Annotated in this window: 11 protein-coding genes and 1 pseudogene; 3 read left to right on the top strand and 9 right to left on the bottom strand. The window is 61.8% G+C overall.

Going from position 1 to position 12,552, the window contains the following annotated elements:
* Positions 1-5: 5 nt before the first annotated feature.
* Both ACSQ2Z_RS06940 and ACSQ2Z_RS06935 read right to left on the bottom strand, forming a co-directional pair.
* Entirely contained in the window at positions 6-683 is a 678-nt protein-coding gene (locus ACSQ2Z_RS06940; protein ID WP_436083011.1) for a gamma-glutamylcyclotransferase, read from the bottom strand.
* Between the two features lie 78 nt (positions 684-761).
* Entirely contained in the window at positions 762-1,598 is an 837-nt protein-coding gene (locus ACSQ2Z_RS06935; RefSeq protein WP_436083010.1) for an alpha/beta fold hydrolase, read from the bottom strand.
* Between the two features lie 340 nt (positions 1,599-1,938).
* Between ACSQ2Z_RS06935 and ACSQ2Z_RS06930 the strand changes: the two genes are divergently transcribed.
* The 3 genes and pseudogenes from ACSQ2Z_RS06930 to ACSQ2Z_RS06920 form a co-directional block, all read left to right on the top strand.
* On the top strand, positions 1,939-2,181 hold the full coding sequence (locus ACSQ2Z_RS06930) for a hypothetical protein (RefSeq protein ID WP_436080509.1): 243 nt from the start codon (positions 1,939-1,941) through the stop codon (positions 2,179-2,181).
* Positions 2,182-2,188: 7 nt separating this feature from the next.
* Positions 2,189-2,488 carry a hypothetical protein gene (locus ACSQ2Z_RS06925; RefSeq protein ID WP_436080508.1) on the top strand — a complete coding sequence of 100 codons (300 nt, stop codon included), beginning with the start codon at positions 2,189-2,191 and terminating at the stop codon, positions 2,486-2,488.
* 180 nt (positions 2,489-2,668) lie between these two features.
* Positions 2,669-2,815, top strand: a pseudogene (locus ACSQ2Z_RS06920) (SOS response-associated peptidase); the annotation flags it as partial.
* A 125-nt stretch (positions 2,816-2,940) separates the two neighbouring features.
* Here the strand turns inward: ACSQ2Z_RS06920 and ACSQ2Z_RS06915 are convergent.
* From ACSQ2Z_RS06915 to ACSQ2Z_RS06885, 7 genes are all read right to left on the bottom strand, one after another.
* Complete coding sequence (locus ACSQ2Z_RS06915; RefSeq protein WP_436080507.1) at positions 2,941-3,771, bottom strand: alpha/beta fold hydrolase; 831 nt, start codon at positions 3,769-3,771, stop codon at positions 2,941-2,943.
* A 228-nt stretch (positions 3,772-3,999) separates the two neighbouring features.
* Entirely contained in the window at positions 4,000-5,613 is a 1,614-nt protein-coding gene (locus ACSQ2Z_RS06910; RefSeq protein ID WP_436080506.1) for an MFS transporter, read from the bottom strand.
* On the bottom strand, positions 5,610-6,071 hold the full coding sequence (locus ACSQ2Z_RS06905) for a DoxX family protein (RefSeq protein ID WP_436080505.1): 462 nt from the start codon (positions 6,069-6,071) through the stop codon (positions 5,610-5,612). Before ACSQ2Z_RS06905 ends, ACSQ2Z_RS06910 begins: the two co-directional genes overlap by 4 nt.
* A 293-nt stretch (positions 6,072-6,364) precedes the next feature.
* The gene (locus ACSQ2Z_RS06900; RefSeq protein ID WP_436080504.1) at positions 6,365-8,350 is read right to left on the bottom strand and encodes an amidohydrolase; all 1,986 of its coding nucleotides are present in this window, start codon (positions 8,348-8,350) and stop codon (positions 6,365-6,367) included.
* Positions 8,350-8,640, bottom strand: a complete 291-nt coding sequence (locus ACSQ2Z_RS06895) for a XapX domain-containing protein (protein ID WP_436080503.1) — start codon at positions 8,638-8,640, stop codon at positions 8,350-8,352. The genes ACSQ2Z_RS06900 and ACSQ2Z_RS06895 overlap by 1 nt, the downstream gene beginning before the upstream one ends.
* Before the next feature lie 82 nt (positions 8,641-8,722).
* Positions 8,723-9,379, bottom strand: coding sequence for a hydrolase (locus ACSQ2Z_RS06890; protein ID WP_436080502.1), 657 nt, complete (start codon positions 9,377-9,379; stop codon positions 8,723-8,725).
* Positions 9,380-9,604: 225 nt separating this feature from the next.
* The gene (locus tag ACSQ2Z_RS06885; protein WP_436080501.1) at positions 9,605-12,496 is read right to left on the bottom strand and encodes an ATP-binding protein; all 2,892 of its coding nucleotides are present in this window, start codon (positions 12,494-12,496) and stop codon (positions 9,605-9,607) included.
* Positions 12,497-12,552: the final 56 nt, after the last annotated feature.

Below are 12,552 nucleotides of genomic sequence, written 5' to 3'. Positions count from 1 at the left end.
ACGCATCAGCTCATTTGCTCTGCCTTGATCCGTTCGGCAACGAGCGCCTGCAGATGCCAGAGGTTCCGGTCGCGGATCCCTTCCGCCTCGAGATCAACGATCGTGTTGTGCAGGTATTGCGCGCACGATCCGCCCTGCCCACAGGCACTGGCGATGAGGGTGGCAGTGGATTCCGTCGGTAGTGGCTGCGTGAGGCCGGATCGCCTAGTGCTTGCCCAGAACGTCAGGGCATATCGTGGGCCTTCAGGTGTCTGCACCCGGATCCAGCGGACCATGTCCGCGACTTCGCGGTACCTGATCTCGCGCGCCACGAGCGCATGGAGATCCTTGCGGCGGCGCTCATCGGATAACCGTAGCACGACGCCATCACATCGTCCGCCGCGCTCGAGAGCCATCATCAAGCCGGGTTGCTCGCTGGTTGCCCGCCAGCGTTCGATCTTCAATGAAAACGAGCGGTGCCAACCGTAGGCGGTCGCTCGCTCCCGGGCGGTCGGTTCGAATTCAGGATTCCAGATTAGGGAGCCGTAGGCGAAGACCCAAATCGGGTCGCTGCCTGCGTCCCGTTCGATCCTATCGACTAGATCGTCGCGTTCCGCTTCGGAGAGCGGTATCCAGCGCGGTTCCGGGCCATCGTCTTGAACGTCTCGCAACGTCAGGGCAACAAGGTCAGGAGTTAGCAGCATCATTGTCGTCTTCCGAAGTTAAGCACGCGACAAGATCGGAGCCGCGATCGCTCGGCATCGCGGCTCCGATGATTTCGGTTAGGACTGAACGAAAGCCAGAAGATCGGCGTTCAGAACCTCGGCATTGACCGTCAGCATGCCGTGCGAGAAGCCCGGATAGGTCTTGAGCGAGCCATTCTTCAGGAGCTTCGCGGACTTCAGCGCCGAGTCGGCGATCGGCACGATCTGGTCGTCCTCGCCGTGCAGGACGAGTGTCGGGACAGTGATCGCCTTCAGGTCTTCCGTCTGGTCCGTCTCGGAGAAGGCCTTGATGCCGTCGTAGTGGGCCTTCGCGCCGCCCATCATTCCCTGCCGCCACCAGTTCTGGATGACACCTTCCTGGACTGTCGCGCCATCCCGATTGAAACCGTAGAAGGGGCCAGCCGGAACATCACGGAGGAACTGCGCGCGGTTGGCGGCGAGCGCCGAACGGAAACCGTCAAACACTTCGATCGGCAGACCCTCCGGGTTGCTTTCGGTCTTGAGCATCAACGGCGGAACCGCAGAAACAAGAACCGCCTTGGCGACGCGGCCGGAAGGCTGACCGTGCTTGGCAACGTAGCGGGCGACTTCGCCGCCGCCCGTGGAGTGGCCGATATGGACGGCATTTTTCAGATCGAGTGCTTCAACGACGGCAAACGCGTCGGCAGCGTAGTGATCCATGTCATGGCCATCAGCGACCTGCGCGGAGCGGCCGTGACCACGACGGTCATGGGCGACGACACGATAGCCCTTGGAGAGGAAGAACAGCATCTGTGCGTCCCAGTCATCCGACGACAAGGGCCAGCCGTGGTGGAAGACGATCGGCTGAGCGTCCTTCGGACCCCAGTCCTTGTAGAAGATTTCGACGCCGTCCTTGGTGGTTACATATGCCATTGTCTTGGTTCCTTCGATGGGGTTGATGGCGGCAGCCGCATTGGCTGCGAAGCTGGGAGAGGGTGATATTGTCATGACCGCTGCGGCGGCACCTGCGGAGAGCAGCACGCTCCTGCGTGTCATGGAAGAAAGGGTTTCGGTCATTTCGCGTCCTACGAACTTCGTATTTGAGAGCTTCAGGCGACGCTAAGTTCGTCTGACAGGTCGATAATGCCGTCAGATCTCATGCCTCACAATTGCAGGAATAGTTTCTATTTTATTGTTTCTTCCGCAATAATCGGTGGTCGGTGCCTTGTTCGGCCCCGCCGTCGCAATACCGTTTTTTGCAGGAGGATCCCCGATGACACCAAAAGATCGCGATGAACTCTTTGCGAAGGTTGAAACCGCGGGCCTCGTCTTTCGTGCCGCCACTGCGTCGGCGCGCCTGGCGTTTCTTTCCCTCATAGAGGACATATCGCTAGATCAGGACGAGAGCAGCGATAAGCTCGACTTCGACATCGAGGAGGCGCGGTATCGACTCCGGGCCGCTGTCCGAGACGAAGGTGACAAGACGCTCGGATTTCTCGATGTGATCGGCGAGTAGACTGACAATGCTCTTCAAATTGATCAGGGACGACAGCGGTCGGCCCTACATGGCCGAGCTCGTTTTCAAGGCCCACGAACGGCGCGCGCTCGAAGGCTTCAATATCCCGACATTCGGATCGGCAGGTTTTCGATACGCGACCCCTGATCGCTCGCGGGCCATGCTCTTCAGTCCTGCCACACTTGAAGATCCCGAGCGCCTACTGCTGGAGGCCCTCCGGGAGTTCCTGCCTTTCTTGAAGCGGATGATGAGGCGTTCCAAGGACCTCGACGGCGCCCGCGTCGAAGGGTTACCTGGCGTTTGTTGATGTGGTCCGGCGGCTGAGGCTTAGAGACGGTGCCTAGATGCTTCGGGATTCACGTTTGAGATGAAGTCGAGAGCGACGGACAGGCTTAGTGGAAGCTCCTGCTCTTCACCTTCAGCGTGTCAATGTGCAGATCCGGGATGAAGATGTCCCTCGGCTGCACAGCGGGCTTCGGAGCGTCTCTTGGATCCGGCCCAATGGGCGACTGATGCCGAGAGCATGATCAACCAGATGCCTGCCTACCAAATGAACCCGGATCAGATGGGGCCAATCGTTCGGAATGCTACGGATGGCCGCAAGCAGCTCGTCCGCGCCCGATGGGGCCTGCCCTAAGGCTATGAACACATCCAGCGGATACCCTGTGCCCGGCTAGATTGGGCAACGGTTCACGTGGTGGCGATTGCCAGGCAGGCTGCTCGAGAGCGGGCGGCACCGATCGCCGCCCGCCTTTGTTGCTAGGACTCGATGAACGCGAGCAGGTCGGGATTGATCACATCGGCATGGGTCGTCAGCATGCCATGCGAGTAGCCCTCATAGACTTTGAGAGTGCCGTTCTTTAGCAGCTTCACCGCGAGACGCGCGGAACTGTCGATTGGCACGATCTGATCGTCGTCTCCGTGCATCACCAGCGACGGCACCTCGACCTTCTTGAGATCCTCAGTGAAGTCGGTTTCGGAGAAGGCCTTGATACCGTCGTAATGGGCCTTGGCGCTGCCCATCATGCCCTGCCGCCACCAGTTCTGGATCGCGCCGGTCGAGACCTTCGCAGCGGGGCGGTTGAATCCATAGAAAGGCCCGCTGGGCAGATCGAGGAAGAACTGGGCGCGATTGGCCGCGAGCTGGGCGCGCAGGCCATCGAACACTTCCATCGGAAGCCCACCGGGATAGGCTTCCGTCTTGAGCATGATCGGCGGCACGGCGCCGACCATAACCAGCTTGGCGACGCGCCCGGCACCATGGCGGGCGACATAGGCGAGGGCCTCGCCACCGCCGGTGGAGTGGCCGATATGGATGGCATCGCGCAGACCAAGCTGTTTCGCAAGCGCGGCGACATCTGCCGCGTAGTGGGCGATATCGTGACCGTCGCTGACCTGAGTCGAGCGACCGTGGCCGCGGCGATCGTGGGCAATTACGCGATAACCCTTGCTCAGGAAATAGAGCATCTGCGCGTCCCAGTCGTCCGAGGAAAGCGGCCAGCCGTGGTGGAACACGATCGGCTGGCCCGAGCCCCAATCCTTGTAGAAGATCTCGACGCCATCCTCGGTCTTGATGAAGTTCTGGGGCATGGATCCGTTCCTTTGCTTTGGTTCGAATTGAAGGTTGCCGCCGCGGACCGTCTGCACGTTGGTTCAGGCACAGCAGATGCGCGGGAAAGTAGCGTCGTCTGAAGAGGCCGGGTGGGCGAAGCTTGCTCTGCGCCTACTCGCCCCCCACCTCGAAGCCCCCGGATAGGTCTTGTCGGTTTCCGTTGTGTTTTGGATGAAAGCGCCCGCGTCGCGTGCGAATGCTCGCACTCAGTTGCGGCCCAGATGGGGCAGATTTATCGACAACAGATGGTTGACCACGGGCGCCTCTGGACCCTTGTGGAAGCCGCGGACTTCCTGCTGTACGTCGGCATCGGCCTTCGAGACGCGCCGATGCTGACGAAGGTGCTCGGCCCAGGATTCGACCATGAACCACTCAACGATTCTCTCCGGATCGGCTGCGTCCTCGGTGACGCCCCAGCCATAGGCGCCATCGCGGCGACGCTCTCCTGAGAGCTTGGCGAGCGCTTTCAGAAAATCGCCCCGGTTGCTTTCGTCGACCCGGTACTCGATGGTGACGAGCACGGGACCGCGATCGTGCTCGACCGGGGCAGCCGTGAGAGGTTCCGGCCAGTGATTGGATGCCACCAGGTCCGCGTCGCCCTTTGGCAGCTTGACGAGGTGAAAGATGAGCCCCGACACGGCAAGTCCAGCGGCACCGAGAACAAGGGTCGTCGGAACGCCGACGATCTCCGCGACGGCACCCCAGGCGAGGCTTCCGGCCGTCATCGCACCGTTGAACACCGTGAGATAGACGGCGAGCGAACGTCCCCGAACCCAGTTCGGCAGGATCGATTGTGCGGCCCCGTTCAGTGTGGTGAGCGCCGTGATCCAGGCGGCTCCCAGTGCAAGCAGAGCCAGAATGGCGAGCCATCGGGCGGGCGCGAAGGAGAGCCCAGCCATCACGGCAGCCGTGACGAGCGCCGAGCCGAGCAAGAGCGAGTCCGGATCGAGCTTTGCGCGAAGTCTCGGCATCACCAGCGCACCGCCGATGGCGCCGGCGCCGACCGCACCGAGCAAGACGCCGTAGAAACCAGCGTCGCCGCCGAGAAGATTGCGGGCGACGAGGGGCAGAAGCGCCCAGACCGAACTCGAGAAAGCAAAGAAAGCAAACGCCCGGAGAAGCACGACATGCAGCTCTCTGCTCGCCCTCGCATAGCGCAGTCCGGCACGGAATGCGCCGAAGAAGCGCTCGGACAAGCCGTCGTCGAGATCGGGCGCGCGCCTCCACCAGATGAGGACAGCGACGACGAAGATGTAGCTGATGACGTCCACGCCATAGGTAAAGGCGGCGCCGAACCAGGCAAGCAGCAGGCCACCGACTGCCGGGCCGATTGCTCGGGAGATATTGATACCAAGCGAGTTGAGCGCCACGGCACCCTTGAGATCCTGCTTCGGGACGAGCTCGGGAACGATGGCCTGCCAGGTCGGCGCCATCAGCGCCGCTCCAATGCCGCCGACGAAGGTGAGCGCAATCAGCGAGGTAATGGTCTGCAGCCCCATGGCGGACAGCAACATGAGGCAGATGCTGGCCGCGGCCAGCAGGAGCTGGATGATGATCAGGAACTTGCGGCGGTCGAGAATGTCCGACAGCACACCCGCGGGGATTGCGAGGAGGAAGATCGGAAGCGTCCCCGCAGCCTGCACCGCCGCGACGGCGGCGGGTGCGTTCGAGAGGTCGGTGACAAGCCATGAGCTTGCGACATCGCGGATGAAGCTGCCGGTGTTGCCGACAATGGTCGCCACCCAAAGAATGGCAAAGGTTTTCTGGCGAAGCGGCGCGAACCCGCCGCCGGCCGCCGGGGTTGCAGATAGAGAACTCATGAAGTCCGCCCCTTTCCGGATGCGCCATGTTCACGCAGGTCGTGCCATGCCACGAGAATGAACGCGCCAACGAGCCCGACATGTTCGAAGAAGCCGTTCATGGCCATTGATCGCTCCATTCCAGTCGGCAGTTCCCAGAAGCGAAGCGCCATGAAGGTCGCGGCGAGCGTGAAGAGGGCAAGCGCAAGCGCGGCCGCCCAGCGGAAGAAGCCGGTAAGGATGAGCGCGGACATCGAAAGCTCGAAGACGATCACGCCGACGGCGAAAAGCGGCGCCGGATGCAGGCCGAAATGGTCCATTTCGGCGAGCGCACTAGGAAAGTCGAGTATCTTCGTCAGCGGCCCCTGGATGTAGGCCGAGCAGAGCGCCAGCAGGCCGATGAACAGGACGCGCCTGCCGACCAGGCCTGGCGGAAAGCGCGTGGTGAGATGGCTCTCGAGGGATGATTGGCTTGGCATCTTGGCTCCTTCGCAGGCGGTCTCAAATAAGGTGGTGGAGCCCACCTTCACCTGGCCTGCTGTCATTTGAATCAGTGGCTGCGGTCGGGGAATACCCCTTTGTAATAGGCGCCATGCCTCGGCGTTGGATGGTTCACAATGACCTTCGCCCAGGGGCGGCGAGCTTTGGCCGTTGTTTGGGCTAGGTCCTGGCCGAGAGAGACCGATGAGCTGATCAGGATTGAGACCGCGGTTATCGCGGCTGCGCGAGCGATATTCTTCATTTTTGATCCTTTAGGAGCGTTGGCTGATCTTCACACGGCCCAGCACGAGCAGCCGAGTGCGCCGAAGAAGCCCTTGAGATCGGCGATCGGCAGGCGTGAGGTCCAGGCGGCGACATGGTCGTGACCATGCATGCCGCAACTGCTGGAGCAGCCGCAGGACGCGATGGCGGTTCGCCGAAGCGAATGCCTGCCGGCCCCTTCCGGCTCGCCCCAGGCGGCGTATCCGCCATATGTTCTGACAGGCGACCAGTCCGGCATCGCCGGCGGCAGCGTGTTTTCATCGAGGCTGGCGAAATCGTTCGCCGCATAGACGACCCTGCCGCCGACCATCGTAAGATCGGAGGTGAGAAACGAGATCTCGTCCTCGGTGCAGGCGAAGTAGTCCTTGCTGGGAACGATCAGGTCGGCGAGCTGCCCCTTCTCGATCCGCCCCTTCCTGCCCTCCTCATTGGAGAACCATTGCACCTTCTCGGTCCACATGCGCAGCGCCGTTTCGCGGTCGAGGCAATTGGCGCGCGGATAGAGCTGCATGCCGCCCACGGTCTTGCCGGTCACCAGCCAGGAAAGCGAGACCCAGGGGTTATAGGAGGCGACGCGGGTGGCATCGGTGCCTGCGGAGACATTCACGCCCTTCTCGAGCATGCGTGCGACTGGCGGCGTTGCCTCGGCGACGCCATGACCGTAGCGCTCGACGAAATATTCACCCTGGTAGGCCATGCGGTGCTGCACGGCGATGCCGCCGCCGAGTGCTGCGATCCGGTCGATGGATCGGTCGGAGATCGTCTCCGCATGGTCGAAGAACCAGTTGATGCCGGAGAGCGGGATGTCTTGGTTCACCTTTTCGAAGACGTCGAGGGCACGGCTGATCGTCTCGTCATAGGTGGCGTGCAGGCGCCAGGGCCAGCGGTTCTCGGCGAGGATGCGGACCACCTCCTCGAGCTCGCCTTCCATTTCCGGCGGCAAATCGGGGCGCGGCTCGCGGAAGTCCTCGAAGTCAGCAGCCGAGAAGACCAGCATCTCGCCGGCACCATTATGGCGGAAGAAATCGTCGCCCTGCTTGTATTTGACCGAGGAGGTCCATTTGAGGAAGTCCTCCTTCTCCTCCTTCGGCTTCTGGGTGAAGAGATTGTAGGCGAGCCTGACGGTCATCTGCCCTTCATCGGCGAGCTTCTGAATGACGGCGTAGTCGTCCGGGTAGTTCTGGAAGCCGCCGCCCGCATCGATGACGCTGGTGACCCCGAGACGATTGAGTTCGCGCATGAAGTGACGCGTCGAATTGACCTGGTACTCGAAGGGAAGCTTCGGCCCCTTGGCAAGCGTCGAGTAGAGAATGCCCGCATTCGGCTTCGCGAGCAGGAGACCCGTCGGATTGCCCTCGGCATCGCGAGTGATCTCGCCGCCCGGAGGGTTCGGAGTGTCCTTGGTGAAGCCGACAGCGCGAAGTGCCGCGGCGTTGAGCAGCGCCCGGTCGTAGAGATGCAGCAGGAACACGGGCGTGTCCGGAGCGACCGCGTTGATCTCCTCGATCGTCGGCAGCCGCTTTTCGGCGAACTGGTGCTCGGTGAAGCCGCCGACGACGCGAACCCACTGCGGCGGCGGTGTGATTGCGACCTGCCGCTTCAGCATGTCCATCGCGTCGGCCAGCGAGCGCACGCCGTCCCAGCGCAGCTCCATATTGAAATTCAGACCGCCCCTGACGACGTGGGTGTGGTTGTCGTTGAGGCCCGGCAGCACGCGTTTTCCCTTGAGGTCCACGACCTTGGTGTCAGGCCCGGCAAGCGCCATGATCTCCCGCTCCTGTCCGACCGCGTAGAACTTGCCGTCCTTGATGGCGACGGCCGTCGCGTTCGGATTGGTGCGGTCGAGCGTTGTCAGCAAACCGTTGTGCAGGATCAGATCGGCGCTCATTGGCTTGTCTCCTGATGTCGAAGCGGGATTGGCGGCGCGCGCCGTTGAAAAGAGGTTTGGGAGCGCCAGCGCGGACGCCGCTCCCAGGAATCCGCGGCGGGTCGGCATTAGCTGATCTCCCGTGTCGGTGTACGGTCGGGCACACCAGCATGATCATGATCGGCCCCGGTCGGCAGTTCCCCGAAGACGTGCGGGATGCAGCGGCTGCTGAACCAGGAAACGGTGACCGGATGGCCTGACATCAGGCGCTTGACGAGCGGCACCGCCTGTTCGCCGACGAGGATCCCGAGGAGCCCCACCAGCGCGATCACCGGCGGAGCCGGGGAGCGAACGTTGAGCAGGCTGTAGATGACGCCGACGAGCAGGCCGGCGCCGAGCGAGAGGAGATACATTTTCATCGGCGTTCCTTTCATCCACATCGGAGGCAGCCCCGTTCTTCTGAAAGGGGAACGGGACTGCCGTCGTCTGCCCTGGGAGGGATCAGTGCGCTTCGGATGCGCCGAACATGGTCTTGGCGTAGATGATGCCCAGGCCATAGGCTCCGCCGAACTTCTTGGCGATGCCTGTCGTCATCTCGTAGGTTTCGGTGCGTGCCCAGTCGCGCTGCAGTTCGAGCATGTACTGGAGCGAGGTCATTGGCCGCACGCCTGCCTGCACCATGCGGTCCATGGCGCGTTCGTGGGCCTCGTCCGAGATGTCGCCGCAGGCATCCGCTATCACATAGACCTCGAAGCCCTGATCGAGCGCGGAAAGCGTCGGGCCGACGATGCAGACGGAGGTCCACAAGCCGCAAAACACCAGGCGCTTCTTGCCGATGGCGTTGACTTCCTTGATGACGGCGGCGTCCTCCCAGGTGTTCATCGACGTGCGGTCGAGCAGCGGTTGGCCGGGGAAGGCGTCGGTGATTTCCTGGAACATCGGACCGGAGAAGGTCTTCTCTGCGACCGTCGTCAGGATCGTCGAGACGCCGAAGCCGGCGGCGGCATGCGCGACGAGTGCGGCGTTGTTGCGGAGTGTGACCGCATCGATCGACTTCGTCGCGAACGACATCTGCGACTGGAAGTCGATCATGATCAGCGTATGGTCCTTCGGGGACACGAGCATCGAACCGGGGGTCGGGGTGGCGTTGACGGTCATTTCAATCTCCTGTTTTCTAGGGTGTTTCTGATAGTCTTCACTCTTTGCGGCGCACACTCGTTAAAGGGGGCAGCCGAAGTCTGTGCAGGGTTTCCGTTGGCCTTGTACGTTGAAAACATGGGTTCCGACGTATGGGAAACGCCCTGCTTCCGATGCGTGTGATCATCTCAGGCACACTTTGAAAGGGCGAATTATTTCCTGTTAAAAGATATGAAGCTCGCGCCCTTAATAGGCGTTAACGCCCTTGCCAGGTTCAAGAGCGCTGCGGCCTTCGAGCTTTTCCCATCCATCCACGAGTCGCCGTGCGGTGGTTACCGGATCTGTTTCGATGCCCTCGGAGATTTTGGCGAGAGCCGCACGTCCGTTTCGGATCGCAGTGCTGATTTCACCGCGACGCACCTGAAGACGCCCAAGAGCCGTGGTGGCGGCAAGCTCCAGGATCGCCGCGTGCTGCTGCCTCGCGATCTCGATCGATTTCCGAAAATGCTCCTCGGCCTGATTTGGGAAATGCCCGCTCGTATCGAGCAGCTCGCCCTTGAGACGATGTATGACAGACAGGTGGACACGATCGCCGTCGGCAAGACTGTCGGCCAACATGCGGTCGACCAGCTCCAACGCCTGTTCCACAAGTCCCAGTGAGGCGAGCGCCTCGACAAGATGGCAACTCAAGGGACTGTCCTGGGAGCGGTAGCTGGTGCTGCGAAGCTCGTCGAGGCTCGTCTTCAGGAGCGTATGGCCCTCGTCCGGCCTGCCCCGCTTGACCAGAAGCGCGCCCTTCAAGGCGGTTCCGACAAGCGTGGAAGGATGAAGCCCCTGCCTCGCCGCCAAGGTCAGAAGCTCATCTACTCGGCGTTCCGTGGTCTCGAGGTCGCCCCGCCAGAGAGAAATAGGAATCAGGTATGCGAGTGCCGTACATGTAGTGACCGGATGATCCAGGTCTCGGGCCTCCTCGATACAGGCATCGGCCACTCTCATGGCCTGATCCAATGAACCGAGCCACCAAAGCGACCGGGCGAGAGCGATCATCGTGAGTATTCGGGGAGAGGTTCCAATACGAAGACTGCGCGGGTCCTTCTGTCGAGGAAGTTTCAGAAGTGCTTTTTCGGCTTCGGCGCAGGCAGTCCGATGGTCTCCGTAGAAGTATGCCGAGAGCGCAAACATCCACTCGACGTCCAAGGTCGGCGCGACACGGTTCTCGGCCTCATGCCGTACCTTCGCGGCGATCGCCTGCGCTTCCGCGAATTTTCCAATCCGGAGGTGATAAAGAAAGAGGATTTCATGGAGCCTGAAATATTCGGTGGCATCGGTTACGTCGTCGGCGAGCGCAAGCGCCCTCGAAAGCGCAGTTCCTGCGTCCGGATGGTTTCCGCTGAGGAAGATGAGCGAGATTGCATGGTGTGTCCAAAGCACCAACTCGCATTCCTTGTCGATTTCGACCTGCGGCAGGACATCGACAGCGGCCGCCGTCCACCGGGCGCACTCGCTCAAGACAGAGAGATTCACAAACAATCGCGCGGCTGCGGCGGCGAGAAGGACTGCCAACCGGACATCACCAGAACCTGAGAATGCCCATGTCAGCGCCGAGCGCACGTTGTCCATGTAATGGCCGAGCCCCTCAAGCGAATTCGGCAGGTCCTGAAGCAGCCGCAGGAAGTGCTCGGCATGAAGTCTCTGGCGCGTGTCCAGATCGCCGCTCTCGCGGAGCCGCTCCATGGCGAAGGCGCGCGTCGTGTCGAGCAGCCGGTATCGCGCATCACCGACGCTGATATCGGCAATGACCAGTGACTTCGCTACGAGGTTTGCCAGCCCTTCCATAAAGCTTGCGCGAGGCCAATCCTCCGTTACGATGCCATCGGGCGCGACGACCTCTCGCGCGGCATCGAGCGGAAACAATCCAGAGAACACTCCGAGTCTCCGAAATATGATCTTCTCCGTTTCCGGCAAAGCATCGTAGCTCCATTCGAACGTGGCCTGGAGCGTCCGCTGCCGAGGCAACGCGGTTCGGCGCCCGTTCGTCAATATCCGGAACCGATCGTCGAGCCGCTCGGCAAGGCCCGCCACGCCGAATGCTTCGACACGGCCAGCCGCGAGCTCGATTGCGAGCGCAATTCCATCGAGAGTCCGACATATTTCGGCGACGAGGGGAGCCACGGCATCCGTGAAGTGGAAGCCATCGTCATAAGCTGCAGCGCGTTCCACAAAAAGCTCTATCGCAGGGAACTCAAGGGCTTCCTCGGCGGAGATCGGCCGTTCATGGTCCGGGTACCCGAGCGGACCGAGCCTGATCACGCGTTCGCCTTGAGCGCGGAGCGGCTCCCGGCTTGTCGCGAGGAGGTGGAGGCCAGCGCAGTTGGTGAACAGGGCTTCTGCGAAGGCCGCGGCCGGTCCGATCATATGCTCACAACCGTCGAGCACGATCAGTATCCTTCTGTCCTTGAGGAACTCCATCAAGGCCGCCAGCGGCTGGTCGCAAAGGCTTGGGCGGCCAATGCCTGTCGCAAGTGTCGCCAGCAGAAGCGACGGATCGCTGAGCGCGCCGAGATCAAGGAAGTGGATCCCGTCAGGATACGCCCCCGAAAGCCGCTCCGCGGCCGCAAGTGCGACCGTGGTCTTTCCGATGCCGCCGATCCCGACCAATGATATGAAGCGCCGCTGCGGAAGCTGGGCGGCGATCAGAGAGACCGCCTCACCACGACCGAAGATGCGCGTCGGCGAGGCAGGAAAAGGCTGAACCGCCTCGGCGGCAGGCTGTTTTTCGACGGCAGCAGATTCTTGTTCGACGTGGGCCTGGAGCGGCCGGACGGTTGCGATGAAGCGGTAGCCTCGCCCAGGAACCGTCGCGATGTATCCGGTGCCGGACTCGTCCTCGCCCAGGGCCTTCCTAAGTGCCGCGATATGGACCCGGAGATTGCCGTCGTCGACATATGTGTCGGGCCAGGCGCTTGCGATGAGTTCGTCCTTTGTGACAAGCTCGCCTGACCGCAGCACAAGTGCGCAGAGAAGCTCGAGTGCCCGGCTGCCAAGCCGAACTGGCCGCCCTGCCTGGAACAATGCCCGTCTCTCGAAATCGAGGCTGAACGGCCCGAACGTTACACTTGGTTCCCCAATCAGTTCCACATGGCACCCGGAAAGCATTTTCGATGTCGCGCGCTGTACAGGTACGCTTTTGTTGT

Origin of the sequence: Pararhizobium sp. LjRoot235 (genome assembly GCF_964254145.1) — a bacterium.
In the GTDB taxonomy this organism is placed as follows: Bacteria; Pseudomonadota; Alphaproteobacteria; order Rhizobiales; family Rhizobiaceae; genus Pararhizobium.
The sequence above is the reverse complement of the archived record's forward strand: the minus strand, read 5'-3'. Positions and strand labels throughout refer to the sequence as shown.